The organism is Dinoroseobacter sp. S76 (genome assembly GCF_049801095.1).
Taxonomy (GTDB): Bacteria; Pseudomonadota; Alphaproteobacteria; order Rhodobacterales; family Rhodobacteraceae; genus Dinoroseobacter.
The window spans coordinates 243,729-270,329 of the sequence record NZ_JBNAGH010000003.1; the positions used below are offsets into that span (position 1 = coordinate 243,729).

Genomic DNA, 26,601 nt, shown 5'->3' on the forward strand with positions numbered 1-26,601 from the left:
ATGAGCCAGCTGTCCCAAGTCCGCACCGAGATCCGGCGCCTGCATAGGGCCGAGGAAACCGCGACCCTCACCGCTTTGGCCGCCGCCCACGGGCCGGATGCTGCCACACGCCGGGCCGCCTGCGCCTCGGCAGAGGGCCTGATCCGGGACATTCGTGCCAGCGGGACGCCGGGGCTTATGGAGGTGTTTCTGGCCGAGTATGGCCTGTCCTCCGACGAAGGCGTTGCGCTCATGTGTCTGGCCGAGGCGCTGCTGCGGGTGCCCGATGCCGCCACGATTGACGAGCTGATTGAGGACAAGATCGCGCCGTCGGCCTGGGGCGCGCATCTGGGGCAGTCGAGCTCGTCCCTGGTCAATGCCTCCACCTGGGCGCTGATGCTCACGGGAAAGGTCCTGCAGGAGCCCGGCGCCCACGGGCTCGCCGACACTCTGCGCGCGGCGGTCAAACGCCTGGGCGAGCCGGTGATCCGCACCGCCGTCAAGCGCGCCATGAAAGAGATGGGCCATCAGTTCGTGCTCGGCCAGACCACGCAGGAGGCGATCGCTCGGGGCAAGGGGATGGAGAAGAAGGGCTTCACCTATTCCTATGACATGCTGGGCGAGGCCGCGCTGACCGCGCGAGATGCCGAGGTCTATTACGCCTCCTATGCGGATGCGATCACGCAGCTCGGCGCCCATGCCGTCCATGGGGACACGCGACAGAACCCGGGCATCTCGATCAAGCTTTCGGCGCTGCACCCACGCTACGAGCTGAGCCAGACCGACCGGGTGATGTCCGAGCTGGTGCCGCGTGTAACCGAGCTGGCGCTCATGGCGAAATCGGCTGGCATGGGTCTCAATATCGACGCGGAGGAAGCGGATCGGCTGGATCTGTCCCTCGACGTGATCGAGACCGTGCTGCGCGACCCGCAACTGGCGGGTTGGGACGGGTTCGGCGTGGTGGTACAGGCCTATGGCAAGCGCGCGTCGGCGGTGATCGATTGGCTGGCGTCCCTAGCCACAGAGCTGGATCGCAGGATCATGGTGCGGCTCGTGAAGGGCGCGTATTGGGACACGGAGATCAAACAGGCGCAGGTCGATGGCGTCCCGGATTTCCCGGTCTTCACCCAGAAAGCGGCGACGGATGTCTCCTATATCTGCTGTGCGCGCAAACTGCTGGACCATGCGGACCGGATCTATCCGCAATTCGCCACCCATAACGCCCATACGGTCTGCGCGATCCTCGAGATGGGGGCGCCGCGCGAGGCCTATGAGTTCCAACGGCTGCACGGGATGGGCGAGACCCTGCACAAGATCGTGCTGGACCGCCATGGGACCCGCTGCCGGATCTATGCGCCCGTGGGGGCCCATAGCGACTTGCTGGCCTATCTCGTGCGGCGGCTTCTGGAGAACGGGGCGAACTCGTCTTTCGTGAACCAGATCGTGGATGCGGATGTGGCCCCGGCCGAGATTGCCACCGACCCGTTTACTTTGCTCAATGGGGCCCCCGAGGCCAGCGATCTGGTCCTGAAGCCCGGCGATCTCTATGCGCCGGAGCGCCCGAACTCCCTGGGCTGGGACCTGCGGAACCGTGATGACATCACCCGGTTTCACGCCGCGCGCGATCCGTTTAAGGCGCAGCACTGGCAGGTGGGCCCGATGGTTGCGGGGGACGCGGCGGCGGGTGCAGCCAGCGACGTTGTCAGCCCGAATGACCCCGCCGACCGGCTCGGAACCGTCGCTCTCGGCACGCCGGAGACGGTCGAACAAGCGCTCGCCGCCGCGCGGTCCTGGGAGGACACCCCCCCGACTGAGCGGTGCCGGGTCCTGAACCGGGCTGCGGATCTCTATGAGGAGAACGCGGGCGAGATCTTTGCCGCGCTCTGCCGCGAGGCCGGCAAGACCGCGCTGGATGCTATCGCCGAGATCCGCGAGGCGGTGGATTTCCTGCGCTACTATGGGTCCGAGGCCTTGCGCCACGGGGATCAACCGGCGCGCGGGATCATCACCTGCATCTCCCCCTGGAACTTCCCCCTGGCGATCTTCTCGGGTCAGATCGCCGCTGCATTGGCCGCCGGAAACGGCGTCATCGCCAAGCCCGCGGACCCAACACCGATCACAGCGACGATCGGCATTCGTCTGATGCGCGCAGCGGGCGTGCCGGAGACCGCATTGCAGCTGATCCCGGGCACCGGCGCGGTCGTCGGGACGCGGCTCACCACGGATCCGAGGATCCACGGCATCTGCTTCACCGGCTCCACCGGGGTTGCCCAGATCATCAACCGCGCCGCCGCCGCGATGCTGGAACCCGATGCGACCTTCATTGCCGAGACCGGCGGGCTGAATGCGATGATCGTGGATTCCACCGCCCTGCCCGAACAGGCAGTCAAGGATATCGTAGATTCCGCCTTCCGCTCCTGCGGGCAGCGCTGCTCGGCCCTGCGCATGCTCTATCTGCAAAAGGATATCGCCGAGGGGTTCCTCGAAATGCTCTATGGCGCCATGGACGAGCTGGAGGTGTCCCACCCCTGGAGCCTGTCCTCGGATCTGGGTCCGATCATCACGGACACCGCGCGGCAAGGCATCGCCGCCCATGTGGAAACCGCGCGCCGCGAGGGCCGGTTGCTGAAACAGCTCGACGTGCCGCAGGACGGGCTGTTCCTTGGCCCGGCGGTGATCCGCGTCGGTGGGATCGCCGATCTGGAGCGGGAGGTGTTTGGCCCGGTCCTCCATATCTGCACCTTCGAGGCCGACGAAATCGATAGCATCCTCGCGGCCATCAATGGCAGCGGCTATGGCCTGACCTTCGGCCTGCACACACGGATCGACGACCGGGTCGAGCATATCACCAGCCGCCTGAATGTCGGGAACCTCTATGTGAACCGCAACCAGATCGGCGCCGTGGTCGGATCGCAACCCTTCGGGGGCGAGGGACTGTCGGGCACCGGGCCAAAGGCAGGTGGCCCGGCCTATGTCCAGCGGTTCAAGCGGCGTCCCCTGCCCTGCCATGGGCCTCAGACGGGCGCGGAGGTGGACCCCACACAGGTGCAGGCGGCGCTGGACCGTTTGGGCGCAGGCAGCGACGCACCGCTGGAGACGCGGGACATGCCCGGGCCCACGGGCGAGTCAAACCGCTGGTCGCTCTATCCTCGCGGCACAATCCTCTGCCTTGGTCCTAGCGCCGAAGATGTCGCGGCGCAGATGGAAACGGCCCAGCGGATGGGTTGCCCGGTTCTCGGCATCGCGCCAGGCGCAATGGGGCCGGACACCCTGTCGGGGTACCTCCCCCGCGCGGCCCTTGAGACGCTGCAGGGCTTTGCAGCGGTCGCCCTTTGGTCCGAGACTGCGGACCTGACGGCAGTGCGCAAGGCGCTGGCGGCGCGGGAGGGCGCGCTACTGCCCCTGATCGCGACAAGTCAGATGGCCGATCTCTGTACCCATGAGCGGCATCTCTGCATCGACACCACGGCGGCGGGTGGCAATGCCTCTCTGCTGGCGGCGCAGTAGGCCCTAACCGCCAGCCCCGGGCCATGTGTCCGAGAGCCGGTAGCCGCCGGGCCAAGGGTCCCCGGGATCGAGCATGTGCTGGTGCGTCCCGGTGATCCAGGCGCGGCCCGAGATCTCCGGGATGATCGCCGGGAGGCCGCCGACCATGGCCTCCTCGACAATTCGGCCCGTGAAGGTCGAGCCGATCAGGGAGCGTGCCTCGAACGCATCGCCCAGCGCCATCCGCCCCTGCGCATGCAGCAGCGCCATGCGCGCCGAAACCGCTGTGCCCGTAGGCGAGCGGTCGATCTTGCCCGGCTGGATCGCCACGGCGGAGGGCGCCGTCAAACGCCCCGCCGCCTCGGTCAGTGGACCGGCAAAGAGGCAGAAGGAGAAATGCGTCCAATCCGGGTTCTCGGGATGGGTGAAGCGCAGCTGCGCGTTCGCTGCATTGGTGATCCGCACGCCCAACTCGGCCAGCTTGCCCGCCTCCTCCGGGGCGAAATTCAGCCCCAGTGCTGCGCCATCCACGATCACAAAACTGTCCCCACCATAGGCTGTGTCCACGGTGAGCGGGCCAAAGCCCGGTACGTCCAGCGCCACGCCCTGCTCCGCCACGAAAGAGGGCAAGTTGCGCACATGGATCCGCTGGGCCTTGCCGTCTGCGCATTCGGCCCGCACCCGCACCAACCCGCCCGGCGCCTCGAGCACCAATTGGGTCTCGGGCTCGGTCATGGGCAGGATCCCACTATCGAGCAGCACCGTCGAAACGCAGATCGAGTTCGAGCCGGACATGGGCGGCGTGTCCTCCGGCTCCATGATGATCCAACCCATCTGCGCCTCGGGATTTTTCGGCGGCACGAGCAGGTTCACATGGCGAAAGACCCCGCCGCGCGGCTCGTTCAGCACGAAGTTGCGCAAGGTCTGATCCTGCGCGATCCAGCTGCGCTGCGCCCAGAGCGTGTCGCCCGGCGGAGGCGCCACGCCCCCGACGATCACATCACCGACCTCGCCCTCCGCATGGCAGGAGACGACATGGATGGTTTTGCTGCTGCGCATGGGCGCCTCCCGCTGGTGTCGCCCTCATTTATCCGCGCTCGGACGGGGTTTGGCGAGGGGGCCTGCGGAAATCATCGCTTGCCGAGGCCGGCCCGCCTCCGCCAAGCTGCGCCAAGCCCGCATCCCGCGGTCTGTTCCTCGCATTCAGGTCCCCACGCCATGACAGAACCCCTCGCCCGCCTGATCCTGCCTGCCGATGTCGCCGGGGACGTGATCACCTGCGATGAGGGGCTCAGTTTCTGGGGCGGTGTCGATCCCGAGACCGGGGTGGTGATCGACGCGCATCACGCGCTGCATGGCCAGTCCCTGGCCCACAAGATCGTGCTGATGCCCACGAGCCGTGGCTCCTGTTCCGGCAGCGGCGTGTTGCTGGAGCTTGCTTTGAACGGCCACGCGCCCGCCGCGCTTGTGTTCCGCGAGGAGGAGGAGATCCTCACCCTCGGCGCGCTGATCGCCCATCGGATGTTCGAGAAATCCCTGGCGGTTCTGCGCTTGCCGCCTGCGGACTACGCGACGCTGGCCGCGCAGCAACACGCCCGGATCGCGGGCACGCAGCTCATCATGCCGGAGAGCACACTCGCGCTTCACCGCACCTCGGCAACGGATCTTACGCTCAGCGTCGAGGATCAGGCCACGCTCGCCGGGGAGCACGGTGCGCCGGTCGCGCTGGCCATGCATGTGATCACGACGATTGCCGTGGCTCAGGGGGCGACCCGGCTGCGCGACATCACGCGCGGGCATATCGACGGCTGCATCTATGCCCACCCCGCGAACCTGACCTTCGCCCGGGCCATGGCGGAGATGGGCGCGCGGGTCGGGGTGCCGACCACGATCAACGCGGTCTCCGTGGACCGGGCCGCGAGCGCGGCGCCCGCCCTCGCCCCGAATTTCAGACGCGCGGCGAGCGCCCTGGCCGATGCCTATGTGGAGATGGGCGCGCGGCCAACCTTCACCTGTGCGCCTTACCTTCTGGAGGACAGCCCGGCGCTTGGCGAGGATATCGGCTGGTCGGAATCCAACGCAGTGATCTTTGCCAATACGGTGCTTGGCGCGCGGACGGCGAAACACCCGGATTACCTCGACCTCTTTATCGCCATGACCGGACGCGCGCCGGAGACTGGCGTCTATTTGACCGAAGGGCGGCGTCCCGGCCGGATCCTCGAGATGGATCTGCCCGCGCCCCACGATGATGCGCTCTGGCCTCTGATCGGCTGGGTCGCCGGGCGGCTGTCCCCGGATCGCATCCCGCTCCTGACCGGGCTGGCAGAGGCCGCGCCCAGCCGCGATGACCTGCGCGCGATCTGCGCTGCCTTTGGCACGACCTCGGCAGCGCCAATGCTGCATATCGCAGGCATCACGCCAGAGAGCACCCTGCCTCCATTGCCCGGCGCCGACCGGATCCGGATCGGCGCAGCGGACCTCACGCAGGCTTGGGCTCAGCTGAATTCCGGGCCTGCGCAAGTGAACCTGATCGCGCTTGGCAGCCCGCATTTCTCGCTCGAGGAGACACGGACCTTCGCGGATCTGATGGAGGGGCGACGGGTGGATCCCAACATGTCGGTCATCATCACTCTGGGCCGCGATATCTACCAGCAGGCCAGGACCGAAGGGCTGGTCGCGCGACTGAACACCGCGGGCGTCCGGTTTCACGCGGATCTCTGCTGGTGCTCCATCGTTGAGCCGCTCTTTCCACCGCGCAGCACGACGCTCATGACCAATTCCGGGAAATACGCCCATTACGCGCCGGGGCTCAGCGGCCGCGATGTGCGCTTTGGCAGTCTGGCGGATTGCGCCCATGCGGCGGTGACCGGGGCGGTCCCCTCGGCTCATCCGCTCTGGCTGCGCTGACATGCAAAACGGCGCAGACCCCTGCGCCGCCTTTTGTCTTGCTATCAGCCCCCGAGGCCGAAACCCCGGGTTTGATCAGGCTGATTTGCGTCGCCGCGCGGCGACCAATGTCCCGAGGCCCAGCGCCAGCAGCGGGAACGCCGCGGGCAGAGGGATCGGAACAAGCGCCGTGAGTGTGAAGGAGCTCAGAACCGGGTCAGGTCCCAGGGTTGGGGCGCCAAGAAACCCGAAAGGGTCGGCGCCGTAGTCGTTGACCGGATCGATATCCTCGATCACCACAACGAATTTGCCGGAAGGAATGCCGATATTGCCCGCGGCCACGTCAAAGAGCAGCTCGATGGTGGTATCGGTCGTCACAAGATCCGTTGCGACCCCCGAGAGACTGCTGGTGGTGGACGGCACGGCATAGGTGACCGAGAAGTCTCCGGCGTCGAACGGATCGAACCCGGTGACGGTGACCACCTCGAACGGGCCAAACGAGGCCCCGATCCCGAGGAAAGAGGCCGGGATCATCCCGCCCCCGATGATATCCGCCGCCCCTGTGACACTGACGATTTCCGGCCCGAGCTGGAGATTGCCCAGATCGAGCGTCACCGCCTGCGAGGTTGTGGCCGACAGCCCAAGGGCCAGGGCCGCTGCTGCGAACAAAGATTTAATCATGATACACTCCTGCGCAGCCCTGCGCTTCTTCCTTGAATACCTGCCCGGACAACCGGGAGCTTATCTCTATGCCTTGGCATGCAATCTCTCCTGTCATCATAGCAGTTGGGTCGTCTCGTCAAAGTCCGCCGTGCCGAAGAGCACAACGATGTCGAAATCTCCGTCCAGAACCAGATAGGTTGCCAAAGGCCGGTTCACTTCGAGCAAAATTGAGGCATCGCCGAGATCCAGCGCGTCATCCCCGTCGAAACCGAAGATGAAGTCGAACTCGCGCTGACCATTGCTGGTCTCGTCGCCAAACTCGAAGACATCCGCGCCGCCGCCGGCGAAGCTCTGGTCGATGCGTCCGCCGAGGGTGCGGAAGATCTCGTCATCGCCCGATCCGAAGAGCACGTCGAACCCGCTGGTCCCGGTCAGGATCGTGGGCGCGCCGGTATCGTCCACATCGGTGACATTCACGGTGATATCCTGGGTCACGGTCTCGGTGCCATCGAAGGCGGAGACCGTCACATTGTAGATGTTGTCACCGCCCGCATCGCCTGCGTTTTCGAAGTCCGGCGCGTTGATGAAGGAGAGCTCGCCCGTATCCTCGTCGATGTTGAACAGAAGCTCATCCGCTCCGCCCACGATCTCGTAGGTCACATCGTCAGACGCATCCAGATCCGTGGTTTCCACCGTGCCCACCAAAGTGGTGTTCTCCGGCAGCGAGAAGGTATCGCTCGAGACGAATACCGGCGCATCATTGGCCCCGTTGATCGTCACCGTCACCGTTGCGGTATCGCTCCCGCCATTCCCGTCAGAGACAGTATAGGAGAAGCTGTCCGTGTCGCTTTCGCCCACGGCCAGGGCCTCGAACTGACCATTCGGATCATAGTCGAAGGTCCCATCCGCGTTCAGCGTCAGCAGAGCGCCCGAGGCCAGAGTGATCTGGGTGCCCACATTGGCGGCGGAGCCATTCACCTGGCTCACCATCAGCGTGTCGGAGGCGTCCACATCGCTATCCGCACCGGACCCGTTATCCACGAGAACCGATCCGTTCAGCGCGGTGTCTTCATCCGTACTGACAGCGTCATCCGCAGCGACCGGTGCATCATTCACGCCCTCGATCGTCACGGTCACAGTGGCCGTGTCAGATCCGCCATTCCCGTCAATGATCGTATAGGTGAAGCTGTCCGTCGCCTCTTCGGTCACGGCCAGGGCCTCGAACTGATCGTTCGGATCGTAGTCGAAGGTCCCATCCGCATTCAGCGTCAGAAGCGCGCCAGAGGCCAGAGTGATCTGGGTGCCGACCGAAGCGGCAGAGCCGTTGACCTCGGAAACCGTGATCACGTCGGACGCATCCACGTCGCTATCCGCACCAGAGCCATTATCCGCAAAGACCGAGCCCATCAGCGCCGTGTCTTCGTTGGTGGTCACGTCGTCATCCTCGGCGACCGGCGCGTCATTGCGCCCATCGATCTGGATGAAGACGGTGGCACCGTCGAAGCCCCCATTCCCGTCAGAGACGCGATAGGTGAAGCTGTCGGTTGTGCTTTCGCCGATGGCGAGGTCTTCGAACTGGCCATTGGGATCGTACTCCACCGACCCATCCGCCAGCACCCTGAGCAGCGCGCCGGAGGCCAGGGTGATCTGGGTCCCGACATTGGCTGCAGAGCCATTGACCTCGGCCACTTCGAGGATGTCCGACGCATCCGGATCGCGGTCGGCCCCATTGCCATTATCGGCAAAGAGATTGGCCGCCAGCGCCTGATCCTCATTGGTGGTCAGGTCGTCACGACGCGCATGAGGCATGTCGTTCGCCCCATCGATCGTCACCGTCACGGTGGCCGTATCCGTACCCCCGTTTCCGTCGCTGACCGTGTAGGTGAAGCTGTCCGTGTCGCTTTCGCCCAGGGCCAGGCTCTCGAACTGGCCGTTCGGGTTGTAATCGAACGTCCCATCCGCGTTGAGCGTGAGCAGCGCCCCGGAGGCCAGCGCGATCTGCATCCCCACATCGGCGGCATTGCCATTGACCTCGGTCACCGTCAGCGGATCCGCGTTCGGGTCGGTGTCATTGCCGAGCACATTGCCCTGAACGGCCGTGTCCTCATCGGTGGTCACCGGATCGTCGATGGCCGCCGGGGGCAGGTTATCGCCCCCAATGGTCACCGTCACCGTTGCCGTATCCGTCGCACCGAGACCATCGATGATGGAATAGGTGAAACTGTCGGTCTCACTCTGACCGGCACCCAGCATCCCGAAGGCGCCATTGTCGTCATAGGCAAAGGTCCCGTCGGTGTTCAGGGTCAGCAGCGCGCCCGAGGCGAGCGTGATCTGGGTGCCGACATTCGCCGCAGAGCCATTGACCTCGTTCACCGAGATCGTATCGCCCGCATCGATATCGCTGTCCGGACCATTGCCGTTATCGGCCAGCACATTGCCGTTCAGCACATTCGAGACCGCCGTGGCAACCTCGTCATCGACCGCATCCGGCGCATCATTCTGACCCGCGATCAGAACGGTGACGGTCGCCCCGTCAAAGCCGCCATTGCCGTCCGAGATCCGGTAAGTGAAGCTGTCCGTGTCGCTTTCGCCCAGCGCGAGGCTCTCGAACTGGCCGTTCGGGTCGTAATCGACCGTCCCATCCGCCAGCACGGTGAGCAACGCGCCGGAAGGCAGGGCAATCGTCCCTCCCACATTGCCAGCGTCGCCATTGACCTCGACCACTTCGAACGTGTCCGAAAGATCTGGATCCCGGTCAACACCCCCTCCGTTATTGGAGAAGAGGTTGTCGGTCAGGGCCTGATCCTCATTGGTCGCCAGCGTGTCGGCTCGGGCGCGCGGCGCATCATTCAACCCGTCGATATCGATGGTAACGGTTGCAGTATCGCTGCCGCCATTTCCATCGGAGATCGTGTAGGTGAAGCTGTCCGTGTCGCTTTCCGTGATCGCCAGTCCTTCGAACTGACCGTTCGGATCATAGGCAAAAGTGCCATCCGCATTCAGCGTCAGCAATGCGCCGGAGGCCAGCGTGATCTGCGAGCCCACATCCGCGGCATTGCCATTGACCGCGGACACGACCAGCGGATCGCCATCCCCGTCGCTGTCATTGGGCAGGACTGCTCCATTGACCGCAGTGTCCTCGTCGGTGCTCACGCTGTCATCGACAGCCACCGGGTTGGATGAGTTGCCCTCAATCGTGAAGGTGACGGTCGCCGTATCGCTGATGCCGCTATCGTCAGTGAGCGTATAGGTGAAGCTCTCCGTGGCGGTATCGCCGGTGGACAGCGCGAAGAAGGCGCCGTTGGTGTCATAGGTGAAGGTGCCCGAGGCATTCACCACCAGCAGCGCACCGGAGGCCAGCGTGATCTGGGAACCGACATTGGCCGCCTCGCCATTGACGGCGGTGATCACACCGATATCGCTCAGATCCGGATCGCTGTCCGGGCCGTTGCCGTTATCGGCCTTCACATCCCCCATGACCGTGTCGTCTTCGCCCAGGGTGATATCGTCATCCTGCGCCACCGGCTCGTCATTCAGGCCATCCACCGTGACACGCAGCTGGGCCGTATCCTCACCGCCATTGCCGTCCGAAATCCGGTAGGTGACGATATCGACCGTGCTTTCATTGTCATCGAGACCTTCGAGCGCGCCCGCCGGATCATAGGTATAGGACCCGTCCGTCTGGATGATGAAGGTGCCGCCCGCACTGCCGGTGACCGACTGGCCCACGGCAAGACTGGAGCCATTGACCTCGATCACCTCGAGCGCGTCCGTCGTGTCCGGATCGTCGTCATTGGTCAGGACATTGCCATTGATGGCCGTGGCCTCATCCGTGGTGGCCGTGTCGGTATCAGCGTCCGGCAGGTCATTGGCGCCGTTGATCGTGAGGATCACCTGCGCCGCGTTGCTGCCGCCATTGCCGTCGATGATCGTGTAGGCAAAGGTCTCCTGCGTGCTTTCACCGAAGGCCAGGTCCTCATAGGCGCCATTGGCATCAAAGCTGTAGCTGCCATCGGCATTCACGGTCAGCAACCCGCCACCCGAAAGCGCGATCTGGTTGCCCACATTCGCGGCCGATCCATTGACCTGGCTGACCTCGATCGCATCGCCATCCGGGTCACTGTCGACCCCGTTTCCATTATCGGCAAAGAGATTGCCGTTGGAGACCCCATCCTCCGACGCGGAGACATTGTCATCCTGCGCCACAGGCGACTGGTTGCTGGTCACGATGTTCAGAGTCACCGTCGCACCATCGGAGGCCAGGCCATCCGACACCGTGTAGGTGAAGCTGTCCATGCCGCCGATGATCGTCGCCCCGCTCGGATCATAGTCGAAGGTGCCGTCGCCGTTCAGCGTCAGAAGCGCGCCCGAGGCGAGCGTGATCTGCGTGCCCAGATTGGCCGCCGAACCATTGACCTCGGTGACCGACAGCACATCGCCATTGTCAATATCCTCGTCATTGGTCAGGACATTCCCCGACACCACATCCGTGTCATTGGTGGCGAATGTGTCATCCACACCTTCGGGAGCATCATTGTCCCCGTCGATCCGGATGGTGACGCTGCCTTCACTGGTGCCGCCATCCCCATCATCAATCGTGTAGTTGAAGTTGTCCGTCGTACTCTGGAACCGGCCAAGGCTCTCGAAAGCCTCGTTGGGATCGTAGTCATAGCTGCCATCGGCATTCAGCGTCAGCAAGGCGCCGGAGGGCAGTGTGATCTGCACGCCAACATCCGTGGGCTCGCCATTGACCTCGGTCACGGTCAGCGGATCGCCGCCCGGATCGTTGTCATTGGTCAGGACATTGCCCATGGTCGAGGGGCCATCCTCCCGCACGGTGTCGAAGTCATTACCGGCCTGAGGCGGCGCGTTCTGGACCGTCACCACAAAGCTGTCGACCTCGACCGAGTTCGCCTCCCCCGCATTGTCATCCACGGTCACCGTAACGGTAAAGACGCCTTCGCTGGCATAGGTCTTGTTCAGCACCTCGCTCAGATTGGTGGAGTTGAAGACCTGCGTGTCGCCATCGCCGAAATCGATGGTGAAGGTGCGGTTATCCGTGTCCGGATCGGTCAGGGTGATCGTCCGGTTCAGGTTCTGCCCTTCCTGGAGATTCTGATCCGATCCGGCCTCGAGGCCCGGCGCGTCATTCACCGGGTTCACAGTGATCTCTGCGGCGACCACGTCATTCGAGAAGACGATGCCGTCAGACCCGGACCACAGGAAGCTGTCGAGCCCATTGAAGTCCTGCGCGCCGAGATAGACGAGATTGCCCGCCAGAAGATCCGCACGGCTGATCACCTGATCCACGCTCACAGGTGCGCCCGATAGGGTCAGGGTGCCATCCGTCGGGAAGTTCTCGATGCGGATCGCCTGCAGGCTGTTGCCATCGGGATCGTTGAAACCGGCGTCAAAGATCGCCGCGTCGAGCACGATCGGCGTGTCCTCATCCCCGTTGGCCGCAACTGGCGACACGATGGGCGCGTCATTGCCATAGACCTGAAGCAGGATCTCCCCGTCGGCATCGGAGCCGTTGAAGGTGATGACAAACCCGCCCTCGGGCAGGGCCGCAACACTGGGCTGGTCCTGATTGCCGGATGTCGTGGTGTTCACGAGGATCTGGCTGTCGAGCCGCGCACCGGTGGCGTCATATTGCTGGGCAAAGACGCCGTTGGAGCTGCCATCTGCGCCGCCATTGTCGGTCCAGGTGATCACGAAGCCGCCCGTGTCGAGCGCGGCGATATCCGGCTCGAACTGGGAATTCACACGCCGGTCATTGACCCGGAACTCCTCGGTGATGGGCGAGCCATCCACTGCGTAGATCTGGGCAAAGACACCCGTAGCGCTCAGATCGGCCCGGTCGTCCTGCCAGACAAAGACCAGATTGCCGTTCTCCAGCTCCACCACCTGAGGTGCGGTCTGCGCCCCCACGGTGGTCGAGTTGACCTGGAATTCCGACCCGACGGTGGCGCCATTGGCGTCAAAGGCCTGGGCGAAGACACCGTTACCGCTGCCATCCCCGGCCGTGCCGGAGGTTTGCGAGACATAGGTGACAAGGAAGCCGCCTGTGCTCAGCGCCGTGACTTCCGGTGAGAACTGGGACCCGCTGGTTTCCGTGTTGACCACGAACTCCGCGGCGAGCGGGTTGCCATTGGTGTCGAAGATCCGTGCGGAGATCCCAATGCCGGAGCCGTCACCGGAGCCACCCGAGGTCTGCGCGTCGAAGACCACAACCGTGTTGCCATTGGTCAGAACGGCCACATCCGGATCGTTCTGGGTCGAGCTGGTGAGGGAGTTGACCTGGGTCTGGCCCCCATTGACCGTGCCATCCGGATTGTAGCGCTGCAGGAAGACACCATCGCCGGAGCCGTCCTCGGAGTCGTCGGTCCAGACAACCACCCAGCCACCATCGGCATAGCCGATCACCTGCGGCTGGAACTGATCAGTCGTCGTGGTGGAGTTCACAAGGAACTCGTCGGTCACCCCGTCGGGCAGACCGGTGCCATCGCGCGCGATCGGGTTACCCAGCACATCAAAGCGCTGCGCGTAGATGCCCTCGCGGTCGCCATCGGCCCCGAAATTCTCCCAGACGACGATGAAGTCACCGCCCGTACCCGGAAGCTCCGCCACGGCCGGGTTGTCCTGCGCTCCGGTCGAGGTGTTGACCACACGCTCGCCGCCCACGGGCTGCGCGCCATCGGGCGAGGCCGTGATGTTGACCGTCACGATCACGGGCTCGGACGCCCCGCCATCCCCATCGGTGATCTGCACGCGGAGCTGGCGCACCTCGAGCGGATCATCCGAGATGTTGCGATAGGTCAGGTTCTCGACCAGCAACTCGACAATCGCCGCATCCGCATTGGCATTCAGCGACAGCTCGAACGGCGCGCCATTCTGCCCCCCCTGAACGATCTGGCCCACGAGGGTGCCGTTGACCGAGACATCCGAACCGAGAATGGTGATCCCATCCGCTTGCCGCAGACCCAGTTGATCCTGGGTCAAGTCATCGGGCGGGTTGATCTGGTCGATCAGAGGCGCCGAGGAGACGAGGTTCGACACGAGGATCGAGCCACCATCGAAATCCGCGGAATCCGGGTCAGAGACCGCCACGGCCCCATTGGCATCGATCAGCTGCGGAACCCCGTTCACATCGTCTTCGATATAGCTGACCTCGGCATTGACCCCGTCGAGCACCGGCTCCAACCCGAAGGAGAAGTCCGCCGGATCGCCAAGGATCCGGTGGAAAACGCCACGACTGTCACCATCGCCGGCATCGCCGGAGGTCTCGGAGGTGTAGGACACCACGAGATTGCCCCCGGGCAGTGCTGCGATGGAGGATTGGAACTGCGTGCTCTCGGTCTCTTCATTGACCTGAACAGCTCCGTCGACACGGTTGCCCGCAGCGTCATATTGCTGAACGAAGACGCCGGCGCCACCGCCATCGGAGCCGTTGTTTTCGGTGTAGGAGACCGCAAAGCCGCCCCCATCCAGCGCGACCACATCCGGTTCGTTCTGGGTGAAGTTGACCTCCTCATTGATCAGGAACTCGCCACCGATTTTGGTGCCATCGGCCGCGAGGATCTGTCCAAAGACGCCAATCTGCGAGCCCGTGTCATCGCCGGGGCTGGTGTAGACCACCACATAGCCACCGCCCTGGAGCGCCGTGATCGACGGCTCGCCTTGGGTGCCCTCGACCCGGGTGTTGACCACAATCGCGCCGCCAACCAACGATCCATCCGCAGCAAAGCGCTGGAACAGGATACCGTCATCATTGGCCGGCGCGTTGTCGATGCCCCGCGCCACATAGACGACGGCAAAGGTGCCATCGGCCTGGGTTGCGACATCCGGTGCGAAGATCACATTGCCAGTGGTCGGGATCTCGAACCCGACGCCGACTTGACCTCCGGCGGAATCGTAGATCTGGCCACTGATCGTTTCCTGGAACGTCGCAACGGTCCGGCTGTCGGCGACGACCACGAAGTTGCCATTGTCGAAGGCGGCCATGGCTGGATCGAAGGGCTGACTTACCGAAGCGCTGTTGACCACGGTTTCGGCACCGACCTTGACCCCATTGGCGTCATAGACCTGCAGCAGGATCTCGAAATCGTTGTTCGGGCTCAGGACGCCGGAATTGTCCTCATAGGCGACCGCAAAGCCGCCATTGGCGAGGCCCACAACGACGGGGTCTGTCTGGGCGTTCTGGACGGTGCTGTTGACCTGGATTTCACCGCCCACCGGGGCTCCGGCGGCATCGTAGCGTTGCAGGAACACGCCGTTATCGCCATCTCCGGTGGCGTCCTGATTGGTGGAGGTCCAGACGATGACATAGCCGCCATCCGCCAGGCTCGCGATCTGGCTGTCGAATTGCTGGTTGATCGTGAAGCTGTTGGTCTGACGCTCGGATCCAATGGCCTCAAGCCCGTCGGTCTCGGGCGTGATGGTCACATCGATGACCTCGCGGACAGTCCCGCCTGCTCCGTCGGTGATCTGCAGGGCGATCTTGCGCGCGGCCTCCGGATCATCAGAGACATTGCCATAGCTCAGCGCTTCGACAAGGGTTTCGACCCGCTCGGGCGTGGCATTGGCGTTGAAATCGATCTGCAGCGGGGCGCCATCGACGCCATCGCTCACGATCGTGCCGATCTCGGTCCCGTCCACGCGGACCGATTGGCCGACCACGGAGACCGAACCGCTCGTATCAACGGCAAGCTGATCCTGAGACGCCTCATCCGGCGCGGCAAACTGCGACTGCACCGTCGCATTGAGCAGCATGGCGAGCACCAGGTGACCGCCATCGAAATTCGCGGAATCCGCGTCTCCGAGGGCGATGGCCGGCGCCAGAAGCTGCGGCGCCGCGTTCACATCGGCCTCGTCGAAGGTCACCGCACTGGACACACCCACAAGGATCGGCGCGGCAGAGCCGCCAACACCGCCCGAGCTGAAGACCTGCTGGAAGATCCCTGTGCTGCTGCCATCTCCGGCGGAGTTGCTGGTGTTCGAGGTCCAGATGACCGTGAAATCCCCGTTGGGCAGCGCCACTGCCACCGGCAAGCTCTGCGTGCTTGAGACCTCTGTATTGACCTGGAACTGACCGTCGATCCGGTTGCCCGTCGCATCGTAAACCTGAGCAAAGACGCCCGATCCGTTGCCATCGAGGCCACTATCGTCCGTCCAGACCACAAGCCAGCCGCCCGTATCCAAGGCGATGACCTCGGCCTGAAACTGGCTGCCGCTTGTGGTTTCGTTAACGCGCAACTGCGGCCCGACTTCGGCCCCGGTGGCGTCATAGCGCTGCAGCTGCGTGCTCCAGACACTGCCGTCGAGCCCGTTCTGGTCCGTCCAGACGATCACGAAACCGCCATCCGCCAATGCCGCGATGGAGGAATCCGACTGGCCACCATCGATGAAGGTCGGCACGCCGAACTCGACCCCGATCGGAGTGCCATTCGCCTCAAAGAGCTGGGCGAAGACGCCCTGGCCGGACCCGTCACCCGCGCTGCCGCTGGACTGAGAGGTCCAGGTGACCACATAGCGACCATCGAGCAGCACTGCCACCGAGGGCTGGTCCTGGGTGCTGGAGGTCTGGGTGTTCACGAGGCTGCTGCCCCCGAGGGCATTGCCCGCATCGTCAAAGCGAGCCTGGAAGACACCGAAACCGCTGCCATCGCGCGAGTTGTTATCCGTGAAAACGGCAATCGCCGTGCCATCATCCTGCACCGCGATATCGGTCAGGCGCTGCGTGCCGGGCGTGACATCATTGACCCGGATCTCGTCCGTGCGCGGTGTGCCATCTGCCTCGAAGAAGCGCAGATAGCTGTTGCTGTCCGCGCTGGAGCTCCAACCGACGACGAACCCGCCGGTCGGCACCCCGGCCACATGGGGGTCATCCTGGGTGAATTGCGTCTCTGTATTGACCTGGAATTCCACGCCCACAGGGTCGCCATTCAGGTCATAGATCTGGGCAAAGACACCAGCACTCGCATCCGCGACCCGGTCCTGATCCAGAGAATCCCAGACGACAACGTAGCCGACCTGCACCCCGTTGCTGTCGAAGACTTTCGAGGTTTCCGGCGCGTTTTGCGCATTCTCGCTTGTGGTGTTGACCTGCTCCTCAGAGCCCACGGCAACCTGGGTGCGATCCGTGAACGGCTCCACCGTGATGTTGATGCGGATCGTGTCGGAGGCACCGCCATCGCCGTCATTCAGCCGAATGGCGATTTCGCGCTCACCAGTGGGGTTGCCGGAGGTGTTGGCATAGCCGAGCTGCGCGATCACGCGCTCGATCAGTTCCGGGGTGGCATTCGCGTTGAGGTCCACCACAAAGAGCGCGCCATCCGCGCCATTGGAGCTGATCACACCGACGGAGACGGAATCCACCTCCACCGTATTGCCGACAATGCTCACGCCATTGCCGGTCACCAGACCCAACTGGTCCTGCCCATTGCCCAGACCAGCGCCAAGTTGCGCGGCCAGTACGTCGCCTGTGCCGACGATCCGCCCAACAGAGAGCTGACCGCCGTCGAAATCGGGAGAATCCACATCAACAACTGTCAATGCCCCATCGATTTCAAGAAGTTGCAGGCCACCATTGACGTCTTCCTCGGCGAAGGAAATCTCGGTGGAGACCCCTTCGATCACCGGGTCCGTCGCGCCCGCTGCGGGGGCAGGCGCGTCGATGATCTTCTGGAAAACACCGAAGCCATCCCCATCCCCGGCCGTGCCGGAGGTCTGGCTGGTCCAGACCACGACGATGGAACCATCGGGCAGTGCCACAAGGTCCGGCTGGGTCTGGGTCGAGGCCCCCTCGGAATTGACAATGAAGGACGCGCCCAGCGGGATGCCAAGGCCCGAGAAGTTCTGCGCGATGATCGCATTTCCGCTGCCATCAAGCGAGTTAGCATCCGTCCACACCACGGTGAAGGTCCCATCGGGGCGCGCAATCACTTGCGGGTCGGACTGGGTGGAGCGCTCGCTCGTATTGACCTGGAACTCTCCCAGCCCATTTCCGGCCTCGTCAAAGACCTGTCCAAAGATATCGGTGCCATTCGGGCTGGCCCCCTGCCAGACCACCACATAGCCACCGTTCGCCAAGGTTCCGCCCGGCGGAATCGCAGCCACATCGGGTCGGTCTTGGGCTCCGGTGGTCTCGACATTGACTTGTTGCTCATCGGCGCCGGGCGCGGACCCGTCGATCAGCAGCAACGTGCCCGTGTCATCCAGACGCTGCGAGAAGACGCCGATGGAATCGCCATCTGCGCCGCCATTGTCCTGCCAGACAACGATGACATCGCCATTGTCGAGCACGGCGGCAGAAACCTCGCGCTGGATCTGGTTGGTGGTGCTGTTGATCTGGAACTCGCCGCCCTCGGGCGTGCCATTGGCCGCAAAGACGCGGCCGAAGATGCCTTCGCGGTTGCCGTCCCCGGCATTGCCGGAGGTCTCGGAATCCCACAGCACCATGAAGCGCCCATTGTCGAGCGCGACCACCTCGGAGAGGTCCTGGGCGCTCGAGGTCTCTTCATTGACCACGAAGTTGGCCCCGATGGGCGCTCCGCTGCTGTCAAAAACCTGCGCGACGACTGCGCTGCCCGATCCATCCCGCGCGCCATTGGTGTCCGTGAAAGTCACGACGAAATTGCCGTTGCTCAACCCGGTAATGCTCGGTTCGTTCTGGGTGCGGATCGCGATGTCATTGACCTGGAACTCGACCCCGACCGGAGACCCGTTCGCATTGTAGACCTGCGCGAAAATGCCGGTTTCAAAGGCCGCGTTCGGGTTGTCCTGGTTCTCCGATGTCCAGGCGATGACATAGCCGCCCGTGCTGAGATCCGCGATGACCGGATTGGACTGGTCACGGGTGATGAAGCTGTTGACCTGTTCATCTTCGCCCGTGGCGGGCAGGACCAGATCATCATCGATCAGCAGAACAGCGGATACGGAGGTCGAGCCACCGGACCCGGACACAGAGACATTGAAGGTCTGCTGGGTGCGGTTGATCGCGCCCGTGGTCGCATAGGTGAAGGCCTCGATCAGGGCCTCGATGGCCACGGCATCCGCAGAGGCGTTCAGATCAATGCGAAGCGGGGATCCGCTCTGCCCATTGCTGGTGCCGTTCACCGTCCCGATCAGGGTTCCTTCATAGGTCACATCCGAGCCGTTGAAGCCGATCTGTCCGGCGCCATTGCCGATATCGGCCACCGACAGGATATCGACGCTGAGCCCGCCCGAACTGTTGCTGACTGTGACCTGCCCCGAGGCAAAGGTCACGCCCGAGGTATTGGTCAGGTTGACCGCCGCGTCGAGGCGGACGGGCGTTGTCAGCAGGTCGGATTCCTCCACGCTGCCCAGGATATCCGTGCCAAACCCGGTCTCATCCGAACCGAAATTCGTCAGCAAGAACAACGGGTTGTTCGAGCCCTGGAAGAAGTTCAACAAGATGGAATCCGGCTGTGTCTGCCCGCCGGCCCCATCGGTGAGGGTAAAGCCGATCCCGCGATCGGTATTCTGGATGTCACCGGAAACCCCGGTAAAGCTGAAGCCGATGGCCTCAAAGAGCAGGGCCACTTCGGTCGCGGTCGCATTCGCGTTCAGATCGATCGCGAGCGCCACGCCATTCACGCCGTCTTCGGCGCCGTTGATCGTGCCGATCGCCGTCCCGTTGACCGAGACCACAGCACCCGCGACCGTCACGACACCATTGTCCACCACGGAGAGCTGATCATCCGCGGTCTCACCTGCGGTGTAGTAGATCCGCAGGGTGCCACCATCGAAATCGCCGCCGTTGGGATCCACGAGCGAAATGCCCTCATCCAGCAGGACGACCGACCCGCCGGTCACGTCATCGGCGCCGACATTGATGAGCCGCTCGACATCGGACAGAACCGGCGATGTATCCGCCGTGGGCGTGGCATCAAACACCCGCTGAATGATCGCGCCTCCGGAGCCGTCGCCCGCCGAGGAGCTGGTTTCGGAGCGCCAGGTCACAATGAGCCCGCCATCGGCGAGGCCGAGCGCGGCGCTCTGGCTCTGGGTGCTGGAGACTTCCTGGTTGATCTGGAACTCGCCGTCAATGCGCACGCCATTGGCATCGTAGCGCTGGCCAAAGACGCCCTGCCCCGACCCGTCGCCCGTATCGGAGGTCCAGGTGACCACGAAACCGCCATCGGCCATGGCCGTCACGGAGGAATTGAACTGATCCGAGCCGGTATTGGTGTTGACCCGGAACTCGCCACCGACCTTTACGCCTGCATTCGTGTAGATTTGGGCATAGATGCCCCGGGCACTTCCGTCCGCCGTATCGTCGGTCCAGGTGACGACAAATCCGCCCCCGCTCAGCCCCGTGATTTCTGCATCGGATTGATCTTCGAATGTCGTGGTATTGACGAGGGTCTCCGCACCCAGCGCAGCACCGCTCGCATCAAAGACGCGCAGGTAAACACCGGTGCGATCCCCGTCCCCATCGGGGCCCGATGTGGGGCCCGTGAAGACGACTGCGTGCCCGGCATTCTGGCCACCGGCAGTGACGAGCGTTGCAACTTCGGGATCGAACTGATTGCTCGTGGTCTGGTCCACATTGACCGTGACCTCGCCGCCGACCGGGGCGCCCGTGGCATCATAGCGTTGGGAGATGATCGCATCCCCATTGCCATCGCCCGCATCGGCATTCCAGACCACGATGAAGCCACCATCGGCAAAGGCTGCGACCGAGGCATCGAACTGCTGCGCGGCGACCGTGGTGTTGACCTGGAATTCGCTGCCAACCTGGATCCCGCTGGCGTCAAAGCGCTGCCCGAAGACACCATTGTCAAAGAAGCCCGGCTGGTCCTGATTGACGCTCTCCCAGACCACGACGAAGCCACCATCCGCGGTTGCCGCAACGCTGGGATCCGCTTGCGCCTGATCGACGGCCGTAGTGACCTGGAATTCCTGTCCCACGGGCACGCCGTTCGCGTCATAAAGCTGAGCGAAGACGCCAATATTGCCTTCGACATTCAGGTTGTCCTGGTTGGTCGAAGACCAGACCACCACATGACCGCCACCGGTCAGTTCGGCGAGCACCGGGATAGATTGCTCTCCCTGGGTGAACGCATTCACCCGCGTTTCGTCACCCGCCACAAGAGTGCCGTCCGCGCTCGGCTCAATGGTCAGCTCGATGAACTGATCCGGAGCGGAATTGCCCTGGGGATCGGTCAGCTGGATCTTGATCCGACGATCCGCGGCCGGGCCGTCCGAGGCGTTCGCATAGGCCAAAGCGCCCATCACCGCCTCGACGGATTCCACCGTGGAATTGCCATTGAATTCAATAGTCAAAGGCTGCCCGGCGGTCCCGTCGCTGGTCAGGGTCCCGACTGTGACACCGTTCACCCGAACATTGGTCCCGGACAGGGACACCGCGCCATTGCCAACCTCGTCGGTCAGCAGACCAAGCTCGTCCTGAGCAATTCCATCAATGCCCGGGATCTGATCCAGCAGGCTCGCGACCTGATCGATCTCCACATGGAGCACGCCGCCATTATAGTCAGCCGCATCCAGATCACCGACCGCGATCGCGCGATCCGCTTCGAGGGCCACAAGACCCGCATTCGCCTCCGCCTCGGAGATCGTGCGCGTACCTGTCAGCCCGACGATGACCGGCGCCTCGTCCAGGTTGAAATCACCCGGAGCACCGTAAATCTGCTGGAAGATGCCCCGGTCATTCCCATCCCCGGCATCGCCGGAGGTGACCGAGGACCAGACCACCACGAAACCGCCACCGGGCAAGGCCACGACCTGACCCTGATCCTGCGCGCCGGTCGTCTCGGAGTTGATGACGAAGGACTCGTCAATCCGGCTGCCATCCGCGGCATAGACCTGGGCGATGACGGAGTTTCCGTTCCGGTCCCCGTCATTGCCGTTGCTCATATAGCTGACCACAAAGCGGCCATCGGCGAGCACGGTGATATCCGGCTGGAACTGCGTGCTGGAGGTGAAGCTGTTGACGACAAACTGGTCGTCCTCGGGCGCACCTGTATTGTCGAACTTGCGAGCGATAATCGAAACGCCAGAGCCGTCCAGCGCATTCGAGCTATCTTCGAACGCCACAAGGAACCCACCATCCGGTGTGCCCACGACCGAGGGCGTGCCCTGGGCATTCAGGGTGATCTCGTTGATCAGGAACTCGCCGGTCGCAGCCGTGCCATCAGCGTTGAAAATCCGACCGAACACCCCGTTGGAGCTGCCGTCCCCGGCGCTCCCGGAGGTGGCACTCGTCCAGACGACAACAAAGCGCCCATCGGCCAACTGCACGATATCAGACTGGAACTGGTTGCTCGATATCTCTTCGTTGGCAACGGTTTCCGAGCCTTGCGGGACCCCGCTTGCGTCGAAGCGCTGGAATGCGATGCCTTCCGAGCTGCCGTCCACATTGAAGGTCGTGTAGCTGACCACAAAGCCGGTGCCGAGGGCGGTGATCGCTGGATCGGCTTGTGTGCTGCTGACACTGGTATTGACGAGAATGTCCCCGGTGAGCGGGACGCCAGATGCATCGAACAGTTTGGTGAAGATACCGAAAGCATCCCCAGGGCCATTCCCCTCCCAGGAGATCGCGTAGCCGCCATTGCTTAGGCTAGTGACCACCGCATCTGATTGCGCACCGGCAAAAGTCGTTGCGACCTGCACTTCGCCGCCAACACGCGCTCCATCCGCCGCGTAGCGCTGCGCATAGATGCCACTGCTCGCTCCGTCCTGACTTTCGGAGGTCCAGACCACGACCCAGCCGCCATCGGCCAGAACCGCGATGCCGGGATCCGACTGAGAGCCGGGAATGAAGCTGTTGACCTGTGTCTCTGACCCCACCTTGTCGAGCCCGACGAGATCCGGGCTTTGACTCAGATCGATCTCGAACACGAAAGGTGTGGTGGCGCCGCCATCCCCATCCAGTAGGGTCACGGAATAGGTGCGGCTCTCCCGCGGATTGTCGGAGGAGTTCTGATAGGACAGCGCGCTGAGCAGGGTCTCGACCGCCTCGACGCTTGCCCCGGGCAGGAAGTCCAGAACGAGGGACGCGCCATCGGTGCCATCGGACACCACCGTGGCCACGGCCGTGCCATTTACGGACAGGGTCGCGCCAGCCTGCGTGATATCGCCCCCAACGGCGACGGTCAGCGCGTCTTGACCGGGCCCGTCAGGGTCGTTGAACTGCTCCTGCAGCGGGTCGGAGACAATGCGGTTCACCCGCAGCTGTCCCCCATCCAGATCCGCGGAGTCCAGATCCGTCAGGCTCACCGCCCCCGCTGGGAAGAGCAGCACGCCCCCATTGGCCTCGGCCTCGGTCAGCTCGATATTCGACGCCAGACCCTCGATGGCCGGTGCGGCGGAGGTGCTGATTTCGTTCGGATCGCCAAAGATTTGCTGGAAGATCCCATCGCCGCTGCCATCGCCATTGTCCGAGGTCCACTGGACCACGTAATTGCCATTGGGCAGGGCCGTCAGCGCGATCTCGTCCTGGGTGCTGGCCACAAGCGTGTTGACCAGCACTTCGCCGTCAATCCGGGTGCCATCGGCGTCAAAGACCTGCGCGATGACATCCGTGCCCGATCCCACATTCGTATCGCCCTCCCAGGCGACGACAAAGCCGCCGGTATCGAGCCCGATGACCTTGGGGTCGCGCTCATTGCTGGCGGTGAAGTCGTTGATCCGGAATTCGCCGCCCACGGCGACGCCCTGATCCGTGAAGCGCTGGCCATAGATGCCGCCGGAGGAGCCGTCCTGCGCTTCGGAGCGCCAGACGACGACGATATCCCCGTTGGACAGGGTCGCGATATCCGGCTGGCTCTGGGTGCTGTTGACAAAGGTGTTGACCTGGAACTCGCCCCCGGCTGGGGTCGCGTTCGCCTCAAAAATGCGGCCCGACACGGAGGCACCGCTGCCATCCCCATCGGTGGCGTCATTCTGCTCCCAGACGACGGCGAAGCGCCCATTGTCCAATGCCGCGACGCGGGACGAGTCCTGAGCCCCGTCGGTGAACTCGTTGATGAGGATCTCGCCGCCCACGGCATTGCCAGCCGCGTTATAGACCTGAGCCTTCACAGCGTTGGAGTTGCCATCGCCCCCGGAGCCGTTGCTGGTCCAGGTCACCACATAGCCGCCATTGCTGAGCGCAGTGACATGGGGTTCGAATTGCGAGCCGCTCTGGTCTGTGGCGACCTGCAACTCCGAAATGGTCTCGACACCATTCGCGTCGAAGCGGCTCAACCGGATGCTGTCGATTGTATTGTCATCCCATACGATGACGAAACCGCCATCGGTGAGCCCGGCGACCGAAGCATCGGACTGTGAGTTCGTGACCGTGGTGTTGACCAGGAATTCATCCCCGAGCACCGCGCCATTGGCGTCATAGCGTTGTGCAAAGACCCCGACGCTGAAATCGCCCGGATTGTCCTGATTGGTGGAGGTCCAGACGGAGATATAGCCCCCATCGGCCAGCCCCGCGATGTCGGAATCGCTCTGATTGTTGGAGAAGACCGTGTTGACCTGAACTTCGCCCCGGATCTTGGGATCGGCATCCATCTCGGGCTCGATGGTGATGGTCACCACCACAGGGGTTGAGGCGGCGCCGTCGCCATCCTCAAGCTGGATCCCGAGCACCACGCTGGAGAGCGGATCGTCAGAGACATTGGCATAAGTCAGGTTCTCGACCAGCACTTCCACGGCTGCCGCATCCGCATCGGCGTTCAGCGCGATCTCGAGCTGCGCGCCGCCCTGCCCGTTGGACACGATTGTGCCGACGACCGTCCCGTTGACGGACACATCCGACCCGTTGATGGATACTGCCCCGGCGGTGCTGAGGCCGAACACGTCCTGCGCCTCGGAATCCTGTGCCGGGAAGCCATCTTCATCTGCGGATTGTGCGATCCGCCCGACCAGCAGACGACCCCCGTCGAAATCCGTGGAATCCCCATCGGACACAGCCGCCGCCCCTTCGATATCGATCAGTTGGGGCGCCGCGTTGAGATCCGCCTCGAGCATGGTGCGCTCGGTGGAGACGGCCTCAATCTCGGGCGAGGCCGAGGGGGCCGCGAAGACAAGGGGATCGCCAAAGAGGCGCACAGCCACAGCCGTGCCGCTGCCATCGCCGGCATCCCCGGAGGAGTTGGATGTCCAGGCAAAGGCCAGCGTGCCATCGGGGAGCGCGGTTACAACCCCCTGGTTCTGGGTGCTCTGGGTTTGCTCATTGACGATGAACTCGCCCGTGGTGGCCGTGCCGGTCGCGTCGAAGCTGCGCGCAATAACACCAAAGCCACTCCCGTCCCCGGCCGACCCACTGGCCTGGGAGGCCCAAACGACCGTGAAGCCGCCATCCGGTGTCCCGATGACCTCCGGCTGCGACTGGGTGGATGAGACCTCGGTATTGACCTGGAATGTCCCGCCGATGGTGGTGCCATCGCCGGAATAGAGCTGTGCCGAAATCTCGCCGAGCCCGTCCCGGAAGACCGCAACGAAGCCTCCCCCGATCAGCCCCGCAACCACAGGTTCCGTCGGGCTCGGTGCCGCTGGCGAGGCCAGTGCAACTTCGGTGCCAACGGGGTTGCCGGTGAGGTCATAGACCTGCAGGAAAGACTGATTGCCGCTGGAATAGGTGACAACAAATCCACCCGCAGCCAGGTTGCCCGCATCGCCCGAAGGCTGAATCGCGGTCAATTCGGCATGGAACTCGTTGGATCCCGAAAGCGCGCCGGTCGTGTTCACCCGGAACGTGGCCCCCACAGGCGCACCATTCGCGTCAAAGACCTGCGCCCGGATGTCGTCAAAGAAGTCGACCGCGCTGCCCTCGTCATAGAAGGTGACAACATAACCGCCGCCGGGCAGGCCCACGACGGACGGATCGAACTGAGAGCTGTTGACGATGTCATTGACCCGGGTCTCGCCCCCGACCGGATCCGCATTCACATCATAGCGCTGCGAAAAGATGCCCGTGCCGCTGCCATCGTTGCTCTCCCAGACGACGACAAAGCCGCCATCATCGGTGGCCGCGATGGCCGGGTCGCTCTGCGCGCCGCTGCGCGTATCATTGACCAGAAACTCAAGCCCGATCCGCTCACCCTGGGCAGAAAAGACCTGCGCATAAATCCCGTTTTGATCCCCGTCTTGTCCGAAGGATTCCCATGTCACCACGAAGCGGCCATCGGCCAGCGTCGTTATCGCGGGCAAGTCCTGATCAGAAACCGGAAACGCATTGAGTATTTCTTCGGGAGTCAGCGGGGTATTCATGCAGTCAGTCCTTTTCGACACGTCGAAAGGAAACGCCGCTCATGCGAATTCAGAAAATCTTGACACCCAAAAAGGGCGATTAACAATTTACATCAAGACAACCACAGAAGCCGCTGAATATGCGGCAGGTTACTTCAGAACACACAGTCCGACGGCGATCCTCCATCACCTTGAAACTTCTGATAAGATTAATCACGCGCCCTTTTCGGTCAAGCAACAAGTTAATGATCACTTAATTGAGAGTTGGAAATACAGGGCAATGCAGCCGCAGCAATTTCTGTAGACCCCTGTTATTCCATACTCTTTTCCAAGAGCTTTCCGCCAGGCCCGAACCGGATT

The 26,601-nt window shown here is 63.4% G+C and carries 6 protein-coding genes; 3 read left to right on the forward strand and 3 right to left on the reverse strand.

Annotated features, from left to right (window positions below):
- The gene (gene putA / locus ACP153_RS10870) at positions 1–3,486 is read left to right on the forward strand and encodes a bifunctional proline dehydrogenase/L-glutamate gamma-semialdehyde dehydrogenase PutA (RefSeq protein ID WP_424971008.1); all 3,486 of its coding nucleotides are present in this window, start codon (positions 1–3) and stop codon (positions 3,484–3,486) included.
- 3 nt (positions 3,487–3,489) lie between these two features.
- Here putA and ACP153_RS10875 read toward each other — a convergent pair whose 3' ends face one another.
- Positions 3,490–4,524: a trans-3-hydroxy-L-proline dehydratase gene (locus ACP153_RS10875; protein ID WP_424971009.1), complete on the reverse strand. Its 1,035-nt coding sequence runs from the start codon at positions 4,522–4,524 to the stop codon at positions 3,490–3,492.
- A 159-nt stretch (positions 4,525–4,683) separates the two neighbouring features.
- On the opposite strand from ACP153_RS10875, the gene ACP153_RS10880 reads away from it, so the two are divergent.
- The gene (locus ACP153_RS10880) at positions 4,684–6,372 is read left to right on the forward strand and encodes an aconitase X (RefSeq protein WP_424971010.1); all 1,689 of its coding nucleotides are present in this window, start codon (positions 4,684–4,686) and stop codon (positions 6,370–6,372) included.
- Positions 6,373–6,447: 75 nt separating this feature from the next.
- Here the strand turns inward: ACP153_RS10880 and ACP153_RS10885 are convergent, their stop codons facing one another.
- Positions 6,448–7,032: a VPLPA-CTERM sorting domain-containing protein gene (locus ACP153_RS10885; protein ID WP_424971011.1), complete on the reverse strand. Its 585-nt coding sequence runs from the start codon at positions 7,030–7,032 to the stop codon at positions 6,448–6,450.
- A 96-nt stretch (positions 7,033–7,128) separates the two neighbouring features.
- Positions 7,129–26,262 carry an Ig-like domain-containing protein gene (locus ACP153_RS10890; RefSeq protein WP_424971012.1) on the reverse strand — a complete coding sequence of 6,378 codons (19,134 nt, stop codon included), beginning with the start codon at positions 26,260–26,262 and terminating at the stop codon, positions 7,129–7,131.
- Between ACP153_RS10890 and ACP153_RS10895 the strand changes: the two genes are divergently transcribed.
- Entirely contained in the window at positions 26,261–26,545 is a 285-nt protein-coding gene (locus ACP153_RS10895) for a hypothetical protein (protein ID WP_424971013.1), read from the forward strand. The genes ACP153_RS10890 and ACP153_RS10895 overlap by 2 nt on opposite strands.
- Positions 26,546–26,601 lie beyond the last annotated feature (56 nt).